The 21,579-nt window shown below is 62.7% G+C and carries 19 protein-coding genes; 10 read left to right on the top strand and 9 right to left on the bottom strand.

The annotated features are described in order from the left end of the window. Positions 1-26 precede the first annotated feature (26 nt). Both G3574_RS13780 and G3574_RS13775 read right to left on the bottom strand, forming a co-directional pair. Complete coding sequence (locus tag G3574_RS13780) at positions 27-512, bottom strand: acyl-CoA thioesterase (RefSeq protein ID WP_163964088.1); 486 nt, start codon at positions 510-512, stop codon at positions 27-29. Between the two features lie 124 nt (positions 513-636). After that, a complete protein-coding gene (locus G3574_RS13775; RefSeq protein WP_163964086.1) occupies positions 637-2,076 on the bottom strand; it encodes a peptidase inhibitor family I36 protein in 1,440 nt (479 codons plus the stop codon). Between the two features lie 420 nt (positions 2,077-2,496). Between G3574_RS13775 and G3574_RS13770 the strand changes: the two genes are divergently transcribed. Beyond that, positions 2,497-3,549: a cyclase family protein gene (locus G3574_RS13770; RefSeq protein ID WP_163964084.1), complete on the top strand. Its 1,053-nt coding sequence runs from the start codon at positions 2,497-2,499 to the stop codon at positions 3,547-3,549. Positions 3,550-3,662: 113 nt separating this feature from the next. Here the strand turns inward: G3574_RS13770 and G3574_RS13765 are convergent, their stop codons facing one another. Then, entirely contained in the window at positions 3,663-4,253 is a 591-nt protein-coding gene (locus G3574_RS13765; RefSeq protein WP_163964082.1) for a QsdR family transcriptional regulator, read from the bottom strand. A 274-nt stretch (positions 4,254-4,527) separates the two neighbouring features. On the opposite strand from G3574_RS13765, the gene G3574_RS13760 reads away from it, so the two are divergent. Beyond that, positions 4,528-5,079 (top strand): GNAT family N-acetyltransferase, encoded by a 552-nt coding sequence (locus G3574_RS13760; protein ID WP_163964079.1) that lies wholly within the window; start codon positions 4,528-4,530, stop codon positions 5,077-5,079. On the opposite strand, the gene G3574_RS13755 is transcribed toward G3574_RS13760, so the two are convergent. Then, positions 5,063-5,599 (bottom strand): PadR family transcriptional regulator, encoded by a 537-nt coding sequence (locus tag G3574_RS13755; protein WP_163964077.1) that lies wholly within the window; start codon positions 5,597-5,599, stop codon positions 5,063-5,065. The genes G3574_RS13760 and G3574_RS13755 overlap by 17 nt on opposite strands. Before the next feature lie 4 nt (positions 5,600-5,603). Then, positions 5,604-6,044, bottom strand: coding sequence for a nuclear transport factor 2 family protein (locus G3574_RS13750; protein WP_163964075.1), 441 nt, complete (start codon positions 6,042-6,044; stop codon positions 5,604-5,606). Positions 6,045-6,391: 347 nt separating this feature from the next. Between G3574_RS13750 and nhaA the strand changes: the two genes are divergently transcribed. Next, positions 6,392-7,591, top strand: coding sequence for a Na+/H+ antiporter NhaA (nhaA, locus tag G3574_RS13745; RefSeq protein ID WP_163964073.1), 1,200 nt, complete (start codon positions 6,392-6,394; stop codon positions 7,589-7,591). Positions 7,592-7,886: 295 nt separating this feature from the next. Next, on the top strand, positions 7,887-8,786 hold the full coding sequence (locus tag G3574_RS13740; RefSeq protein WP_163964070.1) for a hypothetical protein: 900 nt from the start codon (positions 7,887-7,889) through the stop codon (positions 8,784-8,786). A 53-nt stretch (positions 8,787-8,839) separates the two neighbouring features. Here G3574_RS13740 and G3574_RS13735 read toward each other — a convergent pair whose 3' ends face one another. Next, on the bottom strand, positions 8,840-9,097 hold the full coding sequence (locus G3574_RS13735; protein ID WP_235953420.1) for a putative quinol monooxygenase: 258 nt from the start codon (positions 9,095-9,097) through the stop codon (positions 8,840-8,842). 298 nt (positions 9,098-9,395) lie between these two features. Here G3574_RS13735 and G3574_RS28815 point away from each other — a divergent pair, with 298 nt between their 5' ends. Beyond that, on the top strand, positions 9,396-9,563 hold the full coding sequence (locus G3574_RS28815) for a DUF6726 family protein (RefSeq protein ID WP_328804787.1): 168 nt from the start codon (positions 9,396-9,398) through the stop codon (positions 9,561-9,563). Positions 9,564-9,660: 97 nt separating this feature from the next. Here the strand turns inward: G3574_RS28815 and G3574_RS13725 are convergent, their stop codons facing one another. Next, a complete protein-coding gene (locus tag G3574_RS13725; RefSeq protein ID WP_163964067.1) occupies positions 9,661-10,350 on the bottom strand; it encodes a VIT1/CCC1 transporter family protein in 690 nt (229 codons plus the stop codon). A 161-nt stretch (positions 10,351-10,511) separates the two neighbouring features. Here G3574_RS13725 and G3574_RS13720 point away from each other — a divergent pair, with 161 nt between their 5' ends. The 5 genes from G3574_RS13720 to G3574_RS13700 all read left to right on the top strand — a co-directional run bounded on the left by G3574_RS13720 (position 10,512) and on the right by G3574_RS13700 (position 17,227). Then, a complete protein-coding gene (locus G3574_RS13720) occupies positions 10,512-11,099 on the top strand; it encodes a cytochrome b (RefSeq protein WP_163964065.1) in 588 nt (195 codons plus the stop codon). A gap of 388 nt (positions 11,100-11,487) precedes the next feature. Continuing rightward, complete coding sequence (locus G3574_RS13715; RefSeq protein WP_163964063.1) at positions 11,488-12,483, top strand: TRAP transporter substrate-binding protein; 996 nt, start codon at positions 11,488-11,490, stop codon at positions 12,481-12,483. A 62-nt stretch (positions 12,484-12,545) separates the two neighbouring features. Next, positions 12,546-13,073 carry a winged helix DNA-binding protein gene (locus G3574_RS13710; protein WP_163964061.1) on the top strand — a complete coding sequence of 176 codons (528 nt, stop codon included), beginning with the start codon at positions 12,546-12,548 and terminating at the stop codon, positions 13,071-13,073. Positions 13,074-13,150: 77 nt separating this feature from the next. After that, a complete protein-coding gene (locus G3574_RS28810; protein WP_163964059.1) occupies positions 13,151-14,824 on the top strand; it encodes a methyl-accepting chemotaxis protein in 1,674 nt (557 codons plus the stop codon). 114 nt (positions 14,825-14,938) lie between these two features. After that, positions 14,939-17,227 carry a hybrid sensor histidine kinase/response regulator gene (locus tag G3574_RS13700; RefSeq protein WP_163964057.1) on the top strand — a complete coding sequence of 763 codons (2,289 nt, stop codon included), beginning with the start codon at positions 14,939-14,941 and terminating at the stop codon, positions 17,225-17,227. A 30-nt stretch (positions 17,228-17,257) separates the two neighbouring features. Here G3574_RS13700 and G3574_RS13695 read toward each other — a convergent pair whose 3' ends face one another. Together G3574_RS13695 and fdhF are read right to left on the bottom strand one after the other, a co-directional pair. Next, complete coding sequence (locus G3574_RS13695; protein WP_163964054.1) at positions 17,258-18,412, bottom strand: ABC transporter substrate-binding protein; 1,155 nt, start codon at positions 18,410-18,412, stop codon at positions 17,258-17,260. A 311-nt stretch (positions 18,413-18,723) separates the two neighbouring features. Further along, entirely contained in the window at positions 18,724-21,573 is a 2,850-nt protein-coding gene (fdhF, locus tag G3574_RS13690) for a formate dehydrogenase subunit alpha (protein WP_163964052.1), read from the bottom strand. Positions 21,574-21,579 lie beyond the last annotated feature (6 nt).

Here is a 21,579-nt window from a genome sequence, read left to right as displayed (position 1 = left end):
CCTTCGTCCTGCTCGCGGCCAGGTGATTACAGCGGAATCGCCTGCAACTCCGCTTCCTCTTCCTTGCGGGCCTTCGCCATGTGGATCGCATATTGTTCGAGGCGCTTGTCGAGCTCGGTTTCAGGCGTCCAGCGCGGCACCGGGACCGTGTCTCCGCCGTCGTCGACGGCCACGAAGACGATCAGGCACCGCGTCGTCAGCTTTTGCGTTCCCGTCCGCGGGTCGGTCGCGGACACTTCCACGGCGATGTGCATGCTGGACGTCCCGGTGTGCACGACCGTCGACTTCACCTCCACCAGTTGTCCGATGAAGATGGGCTTGTAGAAGCGTATGCCGCCGACGTAGACGGTCACGCAGTAGTAACCGCTCCAGCCGACCGCGCAGGCATAGCCGGCCTGGTCGATCCATTTCATGACCGCGCCGCCGTGCACCTTGCCGCCGAAGTTCACGTCAGTGGGCTCGGCAAGGAAGCGCAGCAGGACTTCGCGCTTGTTGGCCATCGATTTTTCCATCGCAACTTCTCCGTTTTGCAGGTTTGGCGGGCGCCCGGCGAGGCGCCCGCATGATTGGAGTATAGCTTGCGAAGTGGAAATGACCGACGATGGCAAGGCCGCGCGAGCACAGCCAATCCGCGGCTCAGGGGTTGAGGAAGGCCTGGCGGTAAGCGATTTCCTGCGCGGCCTGGATCTGCGAACCCGACAAACCCAGGTCACGGCCTGCCTTGGAGCCGTTCCCGAGCGCGCGCGGATCGAGGCCGGTGATGCGGCCGAACAGCACCAAGGCTTCCAGGTAACCTCCCCACACGCTCATGTGGTAGCCGTCGCTGTTCCAGAAGTTGAGCTTGCCCGCATCGATGCCGTCGTATGGATTGCGGTCGGCCACGCCGAGCTGGACGGCGAGCAGGGCGGCTTGCCCCACCTGGACCACGTCGACGATGCCCGGATCCTGGGCGCGGGCCGCGTTGTAGGCATTGCGCAAGTCGCCTTCCATCTGCTCGACGCCGCGCCCGTTCCATAGTCCGCCCGGCGTGTTGTAAACCTGGTCGGCACGTGCCCAGGTTTCCATCAGCATGACGCGCGCGCCGGCGTTCGCGCCGTGAACGACCTGCTCCAGCAGCCTGGAATAGGCGATGAGGTTCGATGCATTGCCGGGTTGCTGGGGGTCGATCAGGCTGTGTTCCTGCATGACCACCACGTCCCATTTCCTGCTGCCGATCTGCGGCAGCTTGTTCTGGTAATGGTATTTCAGCGTCTGGCTGTCCACGGCCTCGATGTACGCGCCGTAGCGCAGGCTGGCTTCCGACGCCAGCTGCTGGAAGATGCCCGGGATCCCGCCCACGCCCGAGCCGTTCAGGTCCACGACGCTGGCCGCGTTATAGTCCTTGATCGGCGCGGCGGTGCCAGACGTGAAGCTGTTGCCAATGAACAGGATCGCCTGCGTTCCCGTCGGTTGGGGCGGCAGCGTGCGGAACGAGGACGTCAGGTTGTCGAAGCTGTAGGCTGTCAGGTCGGGCGCGCTTGCGCGCAGCTGAACCAGGTTGCCGCCATATTGGGCATCCTGGTAGAGCGTCACCTGGCCGCCTGCAGGAATTCTGACCGATGAGATGGTGCCTACGATGTTGGCCGGGATCGTGCCTTCGCGGGACGAGGTGCACCATGCGCTGCCCGCGTAGTTGGCTTGCTGGTAGAAGCAGGCCTCGTTGAGTGCCGGTTCGGGAGCTGGCGCGGGTGCTGGTGCCGGCGCGGGCGCAGGAGTTGGTGATGGCACGGGCACAGGCGCCGGTGCGGGGCTTGGTGCCGGTGATGGTGCGGGTGTGGTGCTCGGTGCTGGCGCGAGCGTCGGTACTGGTGCGGGGGCTGATGCCGGAGCTGCGGTTGGAGCTGCGGTTGGAGCTGCGATTGGCAATGCGGTCGGCGTCAATCCGGATCCGGTCTGAAGGTTGCCGGTCGACGACGCGGCCACGCCGGTCGAACCGCCCGCTGCCGCGTCGGCATGATCGGCGCCGCCACCGCCGCCGCATCCCGCGATGATGGTCGAGACGAGCGTGACAACAAGCGGACTCTTGCTTTTAGACATTGCCATTCCCTCTGATTCGCGATGCTGAACCGCGACTTCCCCGTGCGTTCGCGTGTCGAACGTCCTTGCGCATCATGCGGTCCGGCCGGTCCCTCCAAGCCTGGAGGCACGGACATGCGCAACAACGCGAAGACGGAAGCAGCGACGCTTTTTCTTCTGGATAATTTGCAGTCAAGACTACCCCAAGCCGCTCGGCGCATGGGTCGCATTCGGATTGGCAAATGTCTTACATCAAGGCATGGCCGGCGGGTTTATTCAGGCTCGCACCCAAGCTGCCGGGACAGGCATGGCATGGGCATGATCCACCTCAGGTTGCCGTCTGTTCTGCATCGCAAAATCGAGTTCCGGACGCATTGACGAAAGACGCGCCTTCCGCTAGCGTTGACCGCAGGACAAGAACACGAACAAGGAGACACCATCATGCGTTGGAAGAACCGTCCCCCGGGGGCGAACTGGGGCGACTTCGGGCCCGATGACCAGCTTGGCCGGGTCAATCTGATCGGACGCGAACAGGTGCTCAAGGGGGCTGCCGAGGTTCGCGAAGGACGCAGCTTCTGCCTGTCCCTGCCCCTGGACCTGCCGGGCGGAAATGCCCTGAATCCGCGCCGCCATCCGCCGCGCCTCGAACCGACCTATCGCGATGACGGCCGTGCCATGCTGAACTTCCCGATGGCGCGCATCGACAAGGACAGCGTCGACGTGGTCTCGGACGACCAGGTGCGCATCACGCTGCAATACTCTACGCAATGGGATTCGCTCGCGCATGTCGGCGCCGCCTTCGATGCCGACGGCGATGGCGAAGAAGAGATCGTCTACTACAACGGCTACCGCGCCGGACACGACATCAAGGGCCCGACGCAATACGGCCTGCAGGGCGAGGAAAGCGCGTGCGGCTGCGACGGGCCGCACGTGTCCTCGGCAGAGGCGCTCGGCATCGAGAACATGGCGGTGCACGGCATGCAGGGGCGCGGTGTGCTGGTCGATCTCGCGCGGCACTTCGGCGAGGAACGCAAGCTCATCGGTCTCGACGAACTGCAGGCGGTGATGCGGGCGGATAACGTGCAGGTGGAACCCGGCGACGTGCTCGTGCTGCGGACCGGGTTTGCCGAAGCGGTGCTGCGCATGGGCGGGCGGCCCGATCCGCAGGTCCTGCACCATGCCTGCAGCGTCCTCAACGGCCGCGACGGGCGTTTGCTCGACTGGATCACGGCGTCGGGCATTGCCGCGCTCTGCGCCGACAACTACGCGGTGGAGGCGTATCCCGCGCCGGAGCAGCAGGGGCGCAAGTCCATTCTGCCTTTGCACCATCATTGCCTGTTCAAGCTGGGGATTCCGCTTGGCGAACTGTGGTATTTGCGGGAGCTTGCGGAGTGGTTACATGCGCATGGGCGGAGCCGGTTCATGCTGACGGCGCCGCCCTTGCGGTTGCCTGGGGCGGTGGGGTCGCCGGTTACGCCGGTTGCTACGGTTTGAGGGGGGTGGGGATCACTGCAGCGCGACTTTATCCCTGCGGCGCTCCGTCATTCCCGCGCAGGCGGGAAGCGTGGAAACTCGCCTGCGGCTCAGACAGCCGACGCTGCATCCACCTACAACAAGCCATGCAGAACCTGGTTCGCTACATTCATGTCGATCGGGATCCCGGCGATGATGTTGCCGTACACGTAGCTGTCGACCAGCCGCACCGCGGCCAGCGCGAGCAGGCGCGGCGCGATCCGCGGCTTGTAGCGGCCGGCTGCCTTTTCTTCGTCGAGGATGCGCACGAGGCGCGCAATGCTCGTGCCCTGCAACCCGCCTTCGCTGCTGTCGGTCAAGAGGCGCAGCCCGACGTCGGGTTCGTTCTTGAGCAACGCCCGCACGGGCTGCGACGCGACGAGCAGGCGCATCATCTCCTCGAACTCATACGCGATGCGTTCTTTCCCTTGCAGTTGCCGGCGCGCGGCGTGGCGGTCCAGGCGGGCGAAGGATTCATACAGGAACGATTCCAGCACCTCCCGCATCAGGATCTCGCGGCCGCCGGTCCAGCGGTAAAGCGTCGCGCGCCCTACGCCGAGTTCGGCGGCGAGCGCCACCATGTCGAGCTTGCGCCCGGCGATGAGGTGGTTTCTCGCGGCTGAGACCACCGTCTCGCGCGTGGCCGAGCGGGCGGTGGTTCCAGTCTTGTCGCCATCGTTTTCCATTTTGTTCATCATTCGATTGTAAGGCCGGAACCGATGCAGCGTGGCGCGTCGACCCGGGCAGGACTGATTTGCGGCCCGTGGCGTTGGGAGACTGGACTTTACACCCGGGGTCCATGCGGGCATATTGCAAGCGCGCACTGGCGCGCCGCCTGCACGAGGTCCTTGGCAAGACGCTCATCGAATACATCCAGGACTTGCGTGTCGAGCGCGTTGCGGAAGCCGGCCTTGTCGCGGCCATTTTTTCAAACCTCAATGGAATTGCCGAATGGCTGTCATGAGAACCATCGCTGCGTCGTGCTGTACGCTCGAGCCGCTCAACGTTACGCATGCCGAGGAAATGTTCCGCGTTCTCAGCGATGAAGCCATCTATGAGTTCGAGAACCAGGCCCCGCCATCGGCATCCTGGCTCGCCGAGCGCTACGCACGGCTGGAGCGCCGCACTTCCCCGGATGGATCGCAGACCTGGCTCAACTGGGTGCTGCGCCTGCCTGATGGAGAGCTGGCGGGCTATGTGCAGGCGACCTTGCTGGCCTCGGGAAAAGCGTTGATCGCATACGAACTTGCAAGCCGCCATTGGCGCAAGGGCATCGGCAGCGGCGCGGTGTCGGCCATGCTCGACGAACTCCAATCCAATTACGGTGTGAGTCGATTCGCCGCGGTGCTCAAGGCAGCGAACACCAGGTCGTCAGGCTTGCTGCATCGCCTCGGCTTTCAGACCGGGACGGCAAGCGAAGCCGCCGAGTTCGCCGTCGAAGCGGATGAATTGGTCATGGTCAAGCAGGCCGGCGGCGAAAGCGCGGCCCAGCGCACTACGTCTTCGGCGTGAGCAGCACGGCAAGCGCCTTCTCAGACCATTCTATCCACAGTTCTTCGTGCATGATGCCCGCGCTCAGCACCAGGTGCTGCAGTTCCTTTTCCCGTGACAGGGCGGTGTCGGCAAAGTCCCGCTTTTCCAGCTTGCGATAGAGCGCGAGCCGTTCGCGGTGCATGGCGAGGCGCCGCTCGATGTCTTCCTTCACCGCGGTCGGACCGATGATCGCCTCCGCCCGCAGGCGCAGCATCAATTCATCGCGCAGCGGCCGCGGGTCCTGGCTCTCGGCGGTCCATCGCTTGAGTTCCTTGCGGCCCGCGGGCAACACCCGATAGACCTTCTTGCGTCCGCGGCCCGACTCGGCGGGAAGCGACTCCACCCAACCGGCATCTTCCAGCCGGCCGAGTTCGCGGTAGATCTGCTGGTGCGTCGCGTGCCAGAAATAGCCGATCGAGCGGTCGAAGCGCCGGGCCAGCTCGAGTCCGGAACAGGGGTGTTCGATCAGTGCGGTCAACAGCGCGTGGGGGAGAGACATCGCGTCAGAGCTTGACCTTGTAGCCGGGAAGCTTGTGACCGAGGCGCTTGCCCATTTCTTCACCCAGCATCTGCAGGCTGATGAGCGGGCGGATCATCACTTCGAGGTCAAGGATTTTTCCTTCTTCATCGAAGCGCACGAAGTCCGCCCCCTTGAGCAGTTTGCCGCCGACGCTGGCGCTGAACTCGAGCACGACGTCGAGCCCGCCATCGGCGACAAACTGCCGGTGATAGGCGAAGTCTTCGAAGATGGTGATGACGGTCGTCAGCGCGAGCGTGACCGCGTCAGCGGACTTGTAGGGGTTGATCGCCATCGGGGATCGGAACATCGCGTCCGGATGAAGGATGGTGGCGAGCCGGCTCAAGTCTCGCGCGGCGATCATGTCATGCCAGGTAGCGAGCGATTCGGCGACGGCGGGATGGAGGTGATTCGGAAGCTGCATCATGTGCTCCTGGACAGGTTGCCTGAAGTGGCGATGCCGGTGACGCCGTACCCTTGGTCCGGGCCGATGCGCATGGCATCACGCATACGCGGTCGCGTGGCGGGTAGAAAGGCAGCGAGCAAGACATGCCGCACCCCGTTATGCAACCAGTTGCAAAATTATAGGCATGGCCTCGCTGTTTATGCAACTGGTTGCAAAATAAGGCCAAGCGTCATCGCGCATTGAACGATGAGCCATATCAGGCGCGCGTCCGAAATCGGCTTTACACTTGCAGCAGGGTGCGCACCAATCCGGGTGTGCAGGGAAAGCGATGGTCGGGCCGCCACGCTGCTTTTCCAATGGGAAAGACCATGCCGGCCATCCACACCCCTCTCTCACTGACCTTCAAGCGCTTCTTCGATTCGGAGAAGTCCGGCGGCATCCTCCTGATCCTCTGCACCCTCGTTTCGCCGGGCCTGGCCAATTCGGCCTTCGGCACTTCGTATCTTCACTTCTGGCACCGGCAAGTCGGTGGAATGAGCATCGAACACTGGGTCAATGACGGCTTGATGGCGATCTTCTTCCTGTTCATCGGCCTCGAACTCGAGCGCGAACTCTACAGCGGCGAATTGTCCGACCTCAGGAATGCCTTGCTGCCGATCTTTGCCGCGGCGGGAGGAATCGCGGTTCCGGCGCTGATCCACTTCAGCCTCAATGCCGGCACGCCGACCCAGCCAGGCATGGGCATCCCCATGGCCACGGACATCGCGTTCGCGCTCGGCGTTCTGGCGTTGCTCGGGAACCGCGTGCCGGCCTCGCTGAAGGTTTTCCTGACGGCGCTGGCGGTCATGGATGACCTGGGCGCGATCATCGTCATCGCGGTCTTCTATACCGCGGAATTGTCGGCGCCCTACCTGCTGGCGGCATTGGCCGTGTTCGGAATGCTGCTTGCCATGAACCGGCTGCTCCGCGTGATGGCCTTGCTTCCCTACCTCGCCGGGGGCGCGCTGATGTGGTACCTGATGCTCAAGTCGGGCGTGCATGCCACCATTGCCGGCGTGCTCCTGGCCTTTGCCATTCCCTATTCGTCCACGCAGGACGATGAAGCGTCGCCATCGCACAAGCTGGAGCATTTCCTGCACAAGCCGGCCGCCTTCCTGGTCCTGCCCGTTTTCGCGCTGGCCAATACCGGCATCGCGATCAGCCCGGACTGGGCGCAGGCGCTGGGCAGCACCAACAGCCTGGGCATCCTGGCGGGCCTGGTCGCCGGAAAGCCGCTGGGCATCACGCTGCTCGCCTTCGTCGCGGTGGCGCTCGGCATTTGCCGGCTTCCGCCCGACCTGGGATGGAAACATGTCCTGGGCGCGGGACTTTTGGGCGGCATCGGCTTCACGATGTCGATCTTCATCACCAACCTTGCTTTTGTCGGGGCAAACGCCGTGATCGATGCCTCCAAGATGGCGATCCTGCTGGCGTCCTTGTCGGCGGGAACGCTGGGTTTCACCTGGCTCAGGTTGACCGGCCAGCCCGGAGCAAGCCATCCGGACCCGGCGCCGCCCTCAAGCCGGTAGAACGCCACGCACGGACGCAAGCTGGCCCTGCGCCTTGCCAATCTGAAAACAAACGGCCGCGAACGCAGGCAATGCCGAGGTCCGTGCCTCGCAGCGCAAATGAGATACATCATTTGACATTGAGACACTTGCCCTATACTGTCTCATCAACGAGGGTACCCGCCTCGGGTCTTGCCAGCATCACCATGCGGCATCATCGTGCCGCCTCCCACGGACCTACCCGGTCCCGGCCTTGCCAAGGAGCCCTGCGCTCCTTTTCGTTGCGCATAACGACATTCATAACGGAGACACGCAAATGAACAAAGATTTCATCCGGCCGCGCCTTGCGCTCGCCGCCCTGCTGCTGGCGACCACGATGCACGAGGCCGGGGCGCAGACCACGTCCTTCGCCGCGACCTACAACGGCGCGAGCATTGCCGGCGGTTCCTGCGGCAGCACCTACAACATCTCTGGAGCCGAGCCTTCCACCAGCGGCACCTATCCCGTCTTCATCTACCTGGTCGGCACCTCGGAAACCTACAACAACGCGGCGGCAATGGCGGCGGTCAATGGCATGGCCGCCAAGGGCTATGTCGCGGCGACGGTGGATTACGCGACGTCGCAGTTCGGCACCTGTTCCGTGCTGTCGGCGAAATCGAGCTGCGTCTTCAACGCAAACAGCGCCACCAGCGCCGTCGCTGCCCTGTGCTCCCGCAGCAAGGCCGACTGCAGCAAGGGCATCGTGGTGTCCGGCTTCAGCCAGGGATCGGTGCTGGCCCTGCTGTCCAAGAATTACGACGCGCGGGTCCAGGCCGCCTATGGCATGGGCATGAGCAACGTGTATTCGACCTACAACCTGTCTTCCTGCGTCTCCAACGGCAACCGCACCCTGCAGAGCGACCGCCTGCGCGCGGTCGATGGCGAGCGCGACAACTTCGCGGGCGGCACGCAATCCGCGGTGCAGACCTCGCTGCAGAACGTGACGGGCTTGAACTGCGCCTCCGGGTCGTACGGCTGCACGAACAGCAATGGCAGCGGCTGGTTCATCGTCAAGAACAGCCAGGTGCAGGACGCCTCCGCCGATCACTGCTACATGCGCGGCAGCGGCGATTGCTTCGGCAGCCAGAATTCCCTGGACGCAGGCTGGAAGGGCGGAACCGCGAACTGGGAGCTCGGCGCCAACCTGCAATGGCTGACCAACTTCACGACGAAGTAAATGCTCGCCGCGTCATCCCCGCGCCCGGGGATGACGGTTCTTCCCCAAAGCCGTCAGCGCGCCTGGGTCAGCCGCGTTCCGAACCCGCCCACCGGATGGGTCTCGAATCGCTCACCGAAGCCGGAGATAAGCGGCCTGCCCGCCATGAGCGCGGCCTTGACTTCCGGCAGGCTGAGCGAGGCCTTGTGGCTCTCCGCACTGTCCCAGACCTCGGTAATCCATAATGCATCGCCATCGCCGGGATCAACCGCGATGACGTAGCTCAGGCACCCGGGCATCTGCTGCGTTGCCTCGAGGAGGATCGAAGCCAAGGCGTCGCGCTGGCCAGGCTTAGTCTTGATTTTCCCGATCAATCCATACATCGGCTTCTGCTCCTTCATCGACAGTGGCGTGGACTGGCATGCACTCAAGGCCGTCAGTGCAATCGCGGTAAGTAGTGTGCGGCGCTTCTTTTTCATCAAATGGGGAAAGTTTTTGTTACGGCACCGGCCGATGACACAGTTTCTGCATAGAATGGCGTACACGACAAATGGTTTGCGCAGTCGCCGCGGCCAAGTCCTTTCAGTCTCGTTCCCACTATATCCTTACTTGTCACATTCTCTTCCCATTATGACAAAGCATTTACTTGCCAGCTTGCTGGTGCTGACGACGCTCTCCGGTTGCGGTGTGCTTGCCGCGCCATGTCGCGTGGGCAGCGCGGTGATCAAGATGGTTCCGGTGGTTGGCCATGTCGCGGCGCTGCCCACGGATGCATGCGCTGCCGTGATCGATCCCTGACTGTACAAACCTATGCGCGGGAAGCGAAATGCGCGGATCAAGGATCTCGCTTTTCGGCTCGCGTCATTTGTGGCTGACCGCCACTCCCGCCATTACTTCAGACAGCCGCACCAAACAGGGTACCCACGGCAACCGTGATGCCCATCGCCAGCGCACTCCAGAACGTCACCCGCAGGGCGCCGGGCAAGAGCGCCGCGCCCCCGGCCTTGGCGGCCAGTGCACCCAGGCCGGCCAGCGACAATAGCGCGGTACCCGCGACGACGGGCATGACATGCGCCGCAGGGGCAATGGCGGTCACCGCCAGCGGCAGCGCCGCTCCGGTCGCAAAGCTGGCGGCCGATGCCGCGGCGGCTTGCAGCGGGCGCGCCGTGGACAGCTCCGAGATTCCCAGCTCGTCGCGCGCATGCGCACCCAGCGCGTCATGCGCCATGAGCTTGCTGGCGACCTGTGCGGCAAGCGGATGATCCAGGCCGCGGTTCATGTAGATGCCAGCGAGCTCGCGGTGCTCCGCGTGATAGTCGTTCTCCAGTTCGGATTGCTCTTGCGCGAGCGCCGCCTTCTCGGTGTCCGCCTGCGATGACACCGAAACATATTCACCGGTCGCCATGGACATCGATCCGGCGGCCAGGCCCGCCAGTCCGGTCAGCAGCAGGCTCTGGTGCGAGGCATGCGCCGCGGCCACCCCGAGAATCAGGCTGGCCGTCGATACGATGCCATCGTTGGCTCCCAGGACGGCGGCACGCAGCCAGCCGATTTGCGCGATGCTATGCGATTCGTGATGCTTCATTCACCTTCCTGTCACGTCGAAAAAGCAAGTGTCCACCAGTGGTTTGGAGGCCGGCGCGGTAAAAAGTTCGCACGCCCAAGGATCGGCGGTCTCCGCGTGGAAAAGGCGGCGGTACGGATTTTGCATGCCCGAATGGCATACGCTACTCCCGGAACATCGATATGCCCTCCGAACGACATCCTGCAGTCCAAAGCGCGACACGCATTGCCGCCGGCGACGATCGCACCTATTACGACACGTTCTCGATTTCGCTGCATTGGCTGACGGCGCTCCTGGTCATCATCCAGTTCATCCTGGCCGTGACGTGGGGCGCTTTCCCGCGACCGACCCGTCACCTGATGATCGTGGCCCACATGTCGCTGGGCATCATCTTGACGGCCGTCATCGCGATCCGGATCGTATGGCGCCTGACGCCCGGCCACGCGGTGGCGCCCGCCACCACAGGGTGGATTGAACTGGCTTCGAAGGCGGTCCACTACCTGATCTATGGCATGCTGGCCGCAGAGGCGGTGCTGGGATTCATCCTGCGCTGGTCGGGGAACGAATCGATGAGCTTCTTCGGATTGCTGATTCCTCCCCCTTTCGAACCGTTTTCGAAGCCTATGCATCACTTGATCGGCGAGATCCATGAATGGAATGGATGGGCAATCGTCATCCTTGCCGCAGGACATGCTGCCGCGGCGCTTTATCACCATTATGTGCTGCGGGACGCCGTCCTGGGCCGGATGCTGCCCCCTGCACGAAAGTAAGGCCCATTACCCACATTACCCAGGAAAAGTGGCAGAACCGGGCAGATGCTGTTTGGGCTCCCCCGTCGTCGACGACCGCGTCATTCGTCAGCTAAAAATTTCAAAAGCCAAAAAAATACGCGACGGCAGACACACGTCGCGTACAAACCTCCGCAGAGGGGGAGAGACATCCTTTTCACTTTGCGAGACGCGCAGGCCCGAGGTTCTCTGCGACTAACTTGCACCCGGCGAGACGAATCCCTCACATCGTCAGAATATTTTAAACTTCATTTAAACGAAACGTATACATTTCGTTGACAAAGTTTTGCAATAGAACTTAGACTCTGTCAAAACACAGCCGACCACGCATAGCGGCGCCGACCGATGAACCGTTCAAGCCGAGGGAGACATGAGTACAGTGATTCGCTGTTTGGTTATCCGATTTGCCGCCGCAGTGGTCGTTGCCCTCTCCGGCCAGGCATGGGCGCTGGAGCTTAAGTTTGCTACTGCCTATCCAGCGAATAACTTCCAGACGCAAAACCTGCAGCGTTACGCCGACGATGTGGCTGCGGCAACCGCCAACCGGCTTACCATCCGTCTGCACCCGGGCGGGAGCCTCCTGAAACCAACCGACATCTTTGCCGGCGTGCGCGCCGGAAAGGCCGAAGGCGGTGAAGCGATCATGTCTTCGCTGGCCCGGGAAATCCCCCTGCTTGAAATTGATTCGCTCCCTTTCATCGTCTCTGGCTACCAGGACGCGATGCGCATGTGGGAAACGTCCCGTAGCGCGGTGGAGCAGGCACTTGCTGCACGCGGGCTCAAGCTTCTCTATGCGGTGCCCTGGCCCCCGCAAAACCTGTATTCCTCACGTCCTCTCAAGAGCGTGGCTGACTTCAAGGGGCTCCGCATGCGGGTCTACAGTCCCGCTACCGAGCGCTTTTCGCAGTTGACGGGTGCTGTTCCGGTCACGATTCAGGTCGTCGACCTGCAAAAAGCAATCGCCGACGACCAGCTCGACCTGATGCTGACTTCAAGTTGGACAGGCGTGGAGACACAGGCATGGTCCCGCCTGAAGAACTATTACCGCGTTAACGCCTGGATTCCAAAGAACATGGTCTTCATGCGCCAAGACACCTTCGAACGCCTTGACCCGGAAACGCAGAAAAAGATGCTCGATCTGGCCAAGGTCGCCGAGCAGCGAGGATGGCAGGCCAGCCGGGAAAGCGACCAGGAATACGAAAACAAGCTGTCGGCAAACGGCGTGTCGATTCAACAGCTCGACCCGTTCATGCGACGCTCGCTGGACCGTATCGGCGAGACGCTGGCACGGGAGTGGCTGAAAAAAGCGGGAAGCGAAGAACTCAAGGTCCTGCTGAGATACACGACCGAGCGCTCGATGAACTAGGACAGCGGCCGGGTCCGGCAAACGCGGTTACCTCAGAACAAACACCTCAACTGGCAGGCAGCATGACTGATCACGCAGAAAGCGGGAGGATCCCGATCGTCCTGTCGTCCCATCCGGCCACTGGCCGGGGACCGGCACTGAGCGAGCTTGAGTTTGGACTCGTGATTGCAGGGCACGCATTCAAGCGATGGACCGAGCAATGCATGGCTGTCGCGGGAGCGGCCGCCGATCTCTCCGTGACGGACGCGATGGTGCTGCTTTACCTCATGCATGGTACGCGCGCGCGCCGGCTGATGGACATCGGATGCTTCTTGAATATCGAGGACATTCACGTCGTCAAATACGCCATCAGCAAGCTGTGCAAGCACGGCTTGGCCCGGGCGGACGAACGAGCCGAGGAGGCGGCTTACATGCCGACCAGGAAGGGACGGGCGCTCGGCCGACGGTATCGCCAGGTTCGCGAACAGGTCCTCGTTTCGGCCGTGGCGACACAAGGAACACAGGCATTCGAACTCGTGGAATTCGGGTTTGGCTTGCGAATGCTATCGACATTGTATGACCAGGCCGCACGAACCGCGACCGACATGTAGCCCCGGCATGACCGGCATAGCATTTGCCGGTCATCGCAAAGAGACAGCCAAGATAAAACGAATTCTGGAGAGTGATCATGACAAGAACCATCGCAGGGAAGATGTCGATGTCGCGGTATTTGCAGCTGGTCCGGCAGCGGACGTCGACGCTAGGGATCAGTCAATTGCTTGCCATTGGATTCGGCCTGGCCATTGTCCTGATGCTGACCGCATCAACCTATGCGGTCATCCAGATTGCGCTCATTGCGGACCAGGTGGACGACCTGATTCACAAGAATCATACCAAGTCGACGCTGGCCTATTCTGTCAAGGATTCACTCAACGCATCGGCGCGCAGCATGCGCAATGTGCTTTTCCTGACGGTTGCCAAGGAAATCAACCAGGAGCTTTTTGCCGTCTCCCGGGCCGAACAGACCGCGCAAGACATATTGGACCGGTTCAAGCAGATGGCCGGATCGGACCAGGAACGAAAGGCGTTTCAGGAAGTGATCAGCGCGCGCGATGAATACGCGCCCAAGCTTGCCGCTTATCTCAAGCTCATCCGCGATGGCGAAATCGAACAGGCAAGGGATCTTGCGCTTCCGGACATCGTTCCCGTACAACAGCGCTATCTCGATTCGCTTGACCGGCTGATCCAGCAAGAAGCGGGTGGCATGGAAAGCACCGGGCGCGCAGTGCTGGAGACCGCCGGCAGTACGCGTGTCATCGTTCTGGCATTGGCGATCGGCGCCACTTTCCTTGCCATACTGGTTGGCATCTTCGTGTCGAGGCGGATAACGCGGCCTCTCGTGCAGGCAATCGATGCCGCGAAGCGGATCGCGACTGGCGATCTCACTGTCCAGTTGCGGAAAACCACAGGCGGCGAAACCGGGGCCTTGACGCAGGCGTTGGCCGAAATGATCGATTCGCTTGTGCACATCGTTTCCGACGTGCGCCGTGCCAGCCAGAACATGTCCCGGTCTGCCGGTGAAATTGCGCAGGGCAATCAAGACTTGTCCACGCGAACCGAATCGCAGGCAAGTTCGCTCGAAGAGACGGCTGCGACCGTGGAAGAGCTGACGTCGACGGTCAAGCAGAACGCCGACAACGCGCGACAGGCCAACCAGCTTGCCTCATCCGCCTCGGATGTCGCCACGCGCGGCGGCACGGTCATGCAGCAAGTGGTGGAAACGATGGCGACGATCAATGAATCGGCCAAGCGCATCGCCGACATTACCAGCGTCATCGACGGCATCGCTTTCCAGACCAATATCCTCGCGCTCAATGCCGCGGTCGAAGCCGCCAGGGCGGGTGAACAGGGGAGAGGGTTCGCGGTGGTGGCATCCGAAGTGAGAGGGCTTGCCCAACGATCAGCCGATGCGGCAAAGCAGATCAAGGAACTGATCGCGGATTCGATCGAGAAGGCCAAGGCCGGTTCACGACTGGTGGACCAGGCGGGAGGCACGATCGAAGACGTCGTTGTGAGTGCCCGGCATGTGACTGACATCATTGGCGAAATTGCGGCGGCGGGCGAGGAACAGCGCACTGGCATCGAGCAGGTGAATCGCGCCGTCGCACAGATCGACCAGATCACGCAACAGAATGCAGCCCTGGTGGAGGAAGCGGCCGCAGCGGCTCAAACAATGCATGAACAGGCAAATGAGTTGATACAAGTCGTCAGCGTATTCCGGGTAAGCGAGCATGTGCCCGACGGTGCTGCCTACAGAAAACCAATGTTGCCAATGTTTGAATTTGAAAAAAGCGCGGCTTGATAGGTCAACCAGCCAGAATGCCTGGCAAAGTGCCTTTCTAACAACATAATGAGATTTTGCCCCTGATTCGTCCTACACTGCTCTCATAAAAAGGATTTCCATCAGGAGGCCGATTTGGAGCTGACAACGGGGAGCAAGCAGTTCGTACTGGGAGACGCTGCATCGATCCTGGAAAGCATCACCGATGCTTTCTACGGACTCAACCGCGACTGGGAATTCACTTATCTCAATCGGCAGGCCCAGCAACTGCTGGCCCGCACCGCCGCAGACCTGCTGGGCAAGAACGTCTGGGAAAAGTATCCATCCGCCGTGGGGTCGGAAATCGAAGCCATGTTCCGGCGGGCGGTGACGGAGAACGTCACGGTCAGCTTCACGACCTACTACGCCGACCATGACCGCTGGTACGAAGTCCATGCCTACCCGTCCGCGGACGGGCTATCGGTATATTTTCGGAATGCGAGCGAGCGCATCAAGGCAGAGCAGCGCCTGCGAGACAGCGAAACCCGCTTTCGCCTGATGGCCGACGCCATCCCGCAGATCGTCTGGATTACCGATGCCGTCGGCAACGCCGAGTTCTTCAACCAGAAATGGACCGACTATACGGGGACGCCGTACAACCCGGCGACGGCCGAAGACATTTCGTCCAGGTTCGTGCATCCCGATGACCACCTGCCGACGATGCGGGCCTGGGGCGAGGCGCAGCGCCAGGGCACCACGTTCACCATCGAACACCGCATCCGCTCGGCCGCTGGCGAATATCGCTGGTTCCTGGTGCGCGCCCAGCCCTATCGCGATCCACAAACAGGCGAGGTCGTGCGCTGGTTCGGCACCTCGACGGATGTGCACGACAACAAGCTGATGGAAGAGGCGCGACTGCGCAGCGAAGCAAAATACCGCACGCTCTTCAATTCGATCGACGAAGGCTTCTGCATCGTCGAGATGATCTTCGATGCCGCCGGCAAGCCGGCCGACTACCGCTTCCTCGAGGTCAACGACCTCTTCGAACAGCAGACCGGATTGTCCGACGTGATCGAAAAGACGGTGAGCGAAGTGATCCCGAACAACGAGACACGGTGGTTCGAGATCTACGGAAGGGTTGCCCAAACGGGCGAGCCGGTCCGGTTCGAGGACGAGTCAAAGGCATTGAATCGCTGGTACGACGTGTATGCGTTCCGCGCGGATGCCACGGCAAACAACCTGGTTGCCATCCTGTTCAAGGATGTCACCGAGCGCAAGCGGCATGAGCATGAAATGGTCAAGGCAGACCGGAACAAGGATGAATTCCTGGCCATGCTCGCGCACGAACTGCGCAATCCGCTGGCGCCCATCAGCGCTGCCGCCGACCTCCTGCGCCTGGCCAGGCTGGATGAGTCTCGGGTGCGCCAGACCAGCGAGGTCATCGCCCGCCAGGTCAAGCACATGACGAGCCTCGTCGACGACCTCCTGGATGTGTCACGCGTGACGCGCGGACTGGTAAAACTGGAAATGAACGTATTGGATGCCAAGCGCATCATCGCGGACGCCGCCGAACAGGTGCGCCCCTTGATGGAATCGCGCCGCCATCACCTCGCCGTGTTCCTGCCGCCGGACACCACCTTCGTCTACGGCGACGCGAAGCGGCTGGTCCAGGTCGCGGCCAACATGCTGAACAACGCCGCCAAGTACACGCCGGAGGGCGGCAGCATCGATATGCGCGTCGACGTGAGGGCGGAACATGTCCTGATCGAAGTGAAGGACAACGGCATCGGCATGACGCCGGATCTGCAAGGCTGCGTCTTCGACATGTTCACCCAGGGCACGCGGACCGCCGACCGTTCGCAAGGCGGCCTGGGCATCGGGCTTTCGCTGGTCAAGAGCCTAGTCGAGCTGCATCGCGGCGTCGTGACGGCGCAGAGCGCAGGCCTGGGCAAGGGCAGTGTCTTCAGCGTCTATCTTCCGCGCGTCTCCGCCGCGGAAGCGTTCCAGGGTGCCGCGGGCGGGGGCCCGCAAGGCGGGCCATTGGGCCGGCTGAAACTGATGCTGGTCGAGGACAACAACGATGCCGCCGCCATGCTGGCGATGTTTCTCAACGCCGCCGGACACGACGTGATCGTGGAGCACGACTCGAGGCGCGCGCTGGAACGCTCGCGGCATGAACAGCCGGACGTCTTCCTGCTGGATATCGGGTTGCCCGACATGGATGGAAACGATCTTGCGCGGCGCCTGCGCGGCCAGCCCGAGACGGTCGGGGCAACGCTGATCGCGGTGACGGGCTACGGACAGGAGAGCGATCGCCGTGCGACGGCGGAGGCCGGCTTCAACCACCATTTCGTCAAGCCGGTGGATACCGCAATGCTGTCGGCGCTGCTCTCGGAGCTTGCGGCGGCCAGGAGCGGCCGCCGCAAGACGGACATCACATCGTGATGATCGGCTTGCCCCTTGCGGGGCGCCGGCTCAATGCCCGAACTTGCCGTTCTTGGTCACGACGGTCATGTCGACGAAATTCGAGCCGTTGTGGTTTTTAGGGGAGAAATTGACGTCGAAGCCGAGATCGAAGTTCGACCGGTTGATGGTCTCGAGCGCGGCAATCAATTTGTCTCGGGTCAGCCCCGGCCCGGCCCGGCGCAAGCCTTCGACGAACACGCGCGCGGCGATGTAGCCTTCCAGGCTGGAGAAGTTCGGCGAGCCGATGTTCGCTGCCTTCAGCGCCTTGTTGTATTCGTTGACGAGGGGATTCGACAGGTCCCATGGAAAAGGCACGACCTGCGACACCACGACTCCCGGGCCCTGGGCGCCGAGCGCGTCGGCCAATGCCTGGCTGCCCACGAACGACACGTTGTAGAACTGTCCGGTATAACCCGCCTTGCGCATGCCATCGATGTACGCTGCGGCCGATGAGTAGGCCGTGATCTGGATGATCGCGTCCGGCCGCTTCGGCAGCAGGCGGGCGATGGCATCGGTCACGTTGACGCTGTTGCGTTCGACGGTGGCGGTGTCCAGCACCGCCAGGTTGCGCTTCTTCAGCGCGCGAACGACGCCGTCGAGTCCGGTCTGGCCGTAGGCATCGTTCTGGTAGAACACCGCGATCTTCGTCAGTCCGAGTCGCGTCAGCTGGTCGACTAAGTACTCGGTTTCATTGAAGTAGGAAGCCCGGATGTTGAACAACTGCTTGTTGAACGGCTCGCGCAGCGATTGCGCGCCGCTGAAGGGCGCGAAGAATGGCACGCCTTCCTTGCTGAAGATCGGGAGCGCGGCGTTGCTGGTCGGCGTTCCAACGTAGCCGAACAAGGCGAATACCCCGTCCTTTTCGATCAGCTGGTGGGTGTTCCTGGCTGCCAGGTCCGGCTCGTACTTGTCGTCGATCGTCAGGATCTCGATCTGCCTGCCATGGACGCCGCCCTGCTTGTTGACTATGTCGAAATAAGCCTTGGCGCCGGCATGCATCTGGATGCCGAGCTGGGCGGCCGGACCGGAAAACGCCGCGGACTGGCCGAGAAGGATTTTCCGGTCGGTGACGCCGACCTCGGCGCGCGCCGGTCCCGAAGCCATCGCCAGTGCAAGCGCGCATTGGCAGGCAAGAAGCAGGAAGGATTTACTGAAAAGTTTCATTGGCGTTCCAGAACAGGGCGTGGAATTGGATTTGCGGCATGCGACGTCCCGAATGGTCGGCCTTGGCGGCCTTGGCCGCTCTTGCCGTCGCTTGCGGCATCAAGTCTGTTTATGTAAGGAAAGTGGCACATTTTATGTGCATGCGGCCGTTCCTGCCAGAGCATTTATGCAACAGAGTGTCTATGCCGGGGCGGGAAGGAAGAAATTATTTGTCTGGCATTGCCTGTATGCTGAAGCGCTCCGACAAACTCCCCACCCTTGAAGGCGAGGGAGCTCATCGAAGCGGGCTGCCTGAAGACAGGGACGACGACCTAACGGGCAGGATCGGCAGTGCGGCCATCGCCCGCCGTCGCGCGCGCCAGGATCTGCCCGCCGCCATAGCTGCTCTGCTGCGGCGGAGTTCCACCCAGCGTCAGGCGCACCGCGCAGTACTTGAACTCGGGGATCTTTCCGAAGGGGTCCAGCGCCGGGTTGGTGAGCTTGTTGATCGCCGCCTCGTAATAGCAGAAGGGCACGAAGACCGCTCCGCGCGGCGAGCTCTCGTCGGCGCGCGCGTACAGCGCCACCTTGCCGCGCCTGGACTCGATCGTGATGATGTCGCCCGGAAGCGCCCCGAGTTCCTCGAGGTCGAGCGGATGCACCAGCGCCACCGGATCGGGTTCGATCGCATCGAGCACGCCGGCGCGGCGCGTCATGCTGCCGGTATGCCAGTGTTCGAGCTGGCGGCCGGTGATCAATACCTTCGGATACTCGGTATCGGGCCGCTCGGCTGCCGGGATGATATCCGCCGGAACGAAGCGGGCGCGGCCGCTGGCGGTGGGGAACTGGTCGATGAATACCACGGGATGCCCCGGATCGCCCTCCACCGGGCAGGGATAGGTGACGGCATGCTCGCGTTCCAGCCGCTCCCAGGTGATGCCGGCGATGCTGGCCATGCTCTTGCGCATTTCGTCGAACACTTCCGACACGTGGCCGTATTTCCAGCTCAGGCCGATGCGCCGGGCGATCTCCTGGATGATCCACAGGTCCTGCTTTGCCTGGCCGGGCGGCGGCACGGCCTGCCGGCCAAGCTGCACGAGGCGGTCGGTGTTGGTGAAGGTGCCGGTCTTCTCGGGGAATGCCGAGGCCGGCAGGATCACGTCGGCGAGGTAGGCGGTCTCGGTCAGGAAGATGTCCTGCACCACGAGATGGTCGAGCGCGGCCATCGCTTCGCGCGCATGGTTGGCGTCGGGGTCGGACATCGCCGGGTTTTCACCCATGATGTACATTCCCCGGATCTTGCCTTCCTTGGCCGCGTGCATCACTTCCACCACGGTCAGGCCGGGCTCGGTGTCCAGTGGCATGCCCCACAGCTTCTCGAACTTCTCCTGGGCGCCGGGGTGGTCGACCCGCTGGTAATCGGGATACATCATCGGGATCAGGCCGGCGTCGGACGCGCCCTGCACGTTGTTCTGGCCGCGCAGCGGATGCAGGCCGGTTCCCGGGCGGCCGATCTGGCCGGTCATCAGCGCCAGCGCGATCAGGCAGCGTGCGTTGTCGGTGCCATGCACGTGCTGCGACACGCCCATGCCCCACAGGATCATCGATCCCTTCGATGTCGCGTACAGCCGCGCGGTATCGCGCAGCGTCTCGGCGTCGATGCCGCAGATCGGCGCCATCGCTTCGGGGCTGTAGCCTTCCACGTTCCGCTTCAGGTCCTCGTAGCCGATGGTGCGGCTGTTGATGAAGTCCTCGTCGACCAGGCCTTCGTGCACGATCACATGCATCATCGCATTGAGCATGGCGACGTCGGTGTCGGGCTTGAATTGCAGGTGGCGATGCGCGAGGCGGACGAGATCGGAGCGGCGCGGATCGGCAACGATGAGCTTTGTGCCATTCTTCACCGCGTTCTTGATCCAGGTGGCGGCGACCGGGTGGTTCACCGTGGGGTTGGCGCCGATCACGATCACCACGTCCGCCTTGGTCACGTCCATGACCGGATTGGAGACCGCGCCCGAGCCGATCCCTTCCAGCAGCGCGGCGACCGATGACGCATGGCACAGCCGCGTGCAGTGGTCGACGTTGTTACTGCCGAAGCCGGTGCGAACCAGCTTCTGGAACAGGTAGGCTTCCTCGTTGCTGCCCTTGGCCGAGCCGAAGCCGGCCAGCGCCTTCTTGCCGTGGGTGTCGAGGATGGCCTTCAGCTTGCCGGCGGCGAAGTCCAGCGCCTCTTCCCAGCTCGCTTCGCGGAACACGTCCATGACGTTGTCGGGATTCATCACGAAGTCGCCGCGCTTGGGCGCGTCGGCACGGCGGATCAGCGGCACCGTCAGGCGCTGCGGGTGGTGCGCGTAGTCGAAGCCGTAACGGCCCTTCACGCACAGGCGCTTGTGGTTGGCCGGGCCGTCGCGTCCCTCGACGTAAAGGATCTTGTCGTCCTTGACGTTGTAGGTGAGCTGGCAGCCGACGCCGCAATACGGGCAGACCGAATCCACCTTGCGGTCGGGCACGTTGAGCGCGGCGTCGCGCGCCGGGGTGAGCGCGCCGGTCGGGCAGGCCTGCACGCATTCGCCGCAGGCGACGCAGGTGGACGCGCCCATCGGGTCGTCCATGTCGAACACGATCTTCGCCTGTTCGCCGCGGAACGCCAGGCCGATCACGTCATTGACTTGTTCGTCCCGGCAGGCGCGCAGGCAGCGCGTGCACTGGATGCAGGCGTCGAGGTTGACGGCGATTGCGGGATGCGAGAAGTCGGAGACCACCGGCTCGCGGGACGGGAAGCGCGGCTTGCCCACTTCCATCTTCAGCGACCACTGGTCGAGCTCGCTGTGGACGGTGAAGCTTTCCTCGGGCATGTCGGACTGCAGCAGCTCCAGCACCATCTTCTGCGCCTTCACGGCGCGCTCGCTGTCGGTAGTCACTTTCATGCCGTTGCTCGGATGGCGGCAGCAGGACGGCGCGAGCACGCGTTCGCCCTGGATTTCCACCACGCAGGCGCGGCAGTTGCCGGCGGTGTCCAGGCCATCCTTGTAGCAGAGGTGGGGAATCTCGACGCCTTCGCGGCGCGCGATCTGCAGCAAGGTCTCGTCGGCGCCGCCGCTGACCTCCCTGCCGTTCAGGGTGAAGCGCACCTCGGTGGCTTGCATGGCTTGTGCCAGTTCGGCACGGGTAATCGCGTTCATGTTGTC

The organism is Noviherbaspirillum galbum (assembly GCF_010974945.1).
Classification (GTDB): Bacteria; Pseudomonadota; Gammaproteobacteria; order Burkholderiales; family Burkholderiaceae_D; genus Noviherbaspirillum; species Noviherbaspirillum galbum.
This window is presented reverse-complemented; position numbering and strand designations above follow the sequence as displayed.

Bases quoted from the DNA above. Each gene is read 5' to 3' on its own strand.
- G3574_RS13780 (WP_163964088.1), bottom strand. From the start codon at position 512: ATGGAAAAATCGATGGCCAACAAGCGCGAAGTCCTGCTGCGCTTCCTT.
- G3574_RS13775 (WP_163964086.1), bottom strand. From the start codon at position 2,076: ATGTCTAAAAGCAAGAGTCCGCTTGTTGTCACGCTCGTCTCGACCATC.
- G3574_RS13770 (WP_163964084.1), top strand. From the start codon at position 2,497: ATGCGTTGGAAGAACCGTCCCCCGGGGGCGAACTGGGGCGACTTCGGG.
- G3574_RS13765 (WP_163964082.1), bottom strand. From the start codon at position 4,253: ATGGAAAACGATGGCGACAAGACTGGAACCACCGCCCGCTCGGCCACG.
- G3574_RS13760 (WP_163964079.1), top strand. From the start codon at position 4,528: ATGAGAACCATCGCTGCGTCGTGCTGTACGCTCGAGCCGCTCAACGTT.
- G3574_RS13755 (WP_163964077.1), bottom strand. From the start codon at position 5,599: ATGTCTCTCCCCCACGCGCTGTTGACCGCACTGATCGAACACCCCTGT.
- G3574_RS13750 (WP_163964075.1), bottom strand. From the start codon at position 6,044: ATGATGCAGCTTCCGAATCACCTCCATCCCGCCGTCGCCGAATCGCTC.
- nhaA (WP_163964073.1), top strand. From the start codon at position 6,392: ATGCCGGCCATCCACACCCCTCTCTCACTGACCTTCAAGCGCTTCTTC.
- G3574_RS13740 (WP_163964070.1), top strand. From the start codon at position 7,887: ATGAACAAAGATTTCATCCGGCCGCGCCTTGCGCTCGCCGCCCTGCTG.
- G3574_RS28815 (WP_328804787.1), top strand. From the start codon at position 9,396: ATGACAAAGCATTTACTTGCCAGCTTGCTGGTGCTGACGACGCTCTCC.
- G3574_RS13725 (WP_163964067.1), bottom strand. From the start codon at position 10,350: ATGAAGCATCACGAATCGCATAGCATCGCGCAAATCGGCTGGCTGCGT.
- G3574_RS13720 (WP_163964065.1), top strand. From the start codon at position 10,512: ATGCCCTCCGAACGACATCCTGCAGTCCAAAGCGCGACACGCATTGCC.
- G3574_RS13715 (WP_163964063.1), top strand. From the start codon at position 11,488: ATGAGTACAGTGATTCGCTGTTTGGTTATCCGATTTGCCGCCGCAGTG.
- G3574_RS13710 (WP_163964061.1), top strand. From the start codon at position 12,546: ATGACTGATCACGCAGAAAGCGGGAGGATCCCGATCGTCCTGTCGTCC.
- G3574_RS28810 (WP_163964059.1), top strand. From the start codon at position 13,151: ATGACAAGAACCATCGCAGGGAAGATGTCGATGTCGCGGTATTTGCAG.
- G3574_RS13695 (WP_163964054.1), bottom strand. From the start codon at position 18,412: ATGAAACTTTTCAGTAAATCCTTCCTGCTTCTTGCCTGCCAATGCGCG.
- fdhF (WP_163964052.1), bottom strand. From the start codon at position 21,573: ATGAACGCGATTACCCGTGCCGAACTGGCACAAGCCATGCAAGCCACC.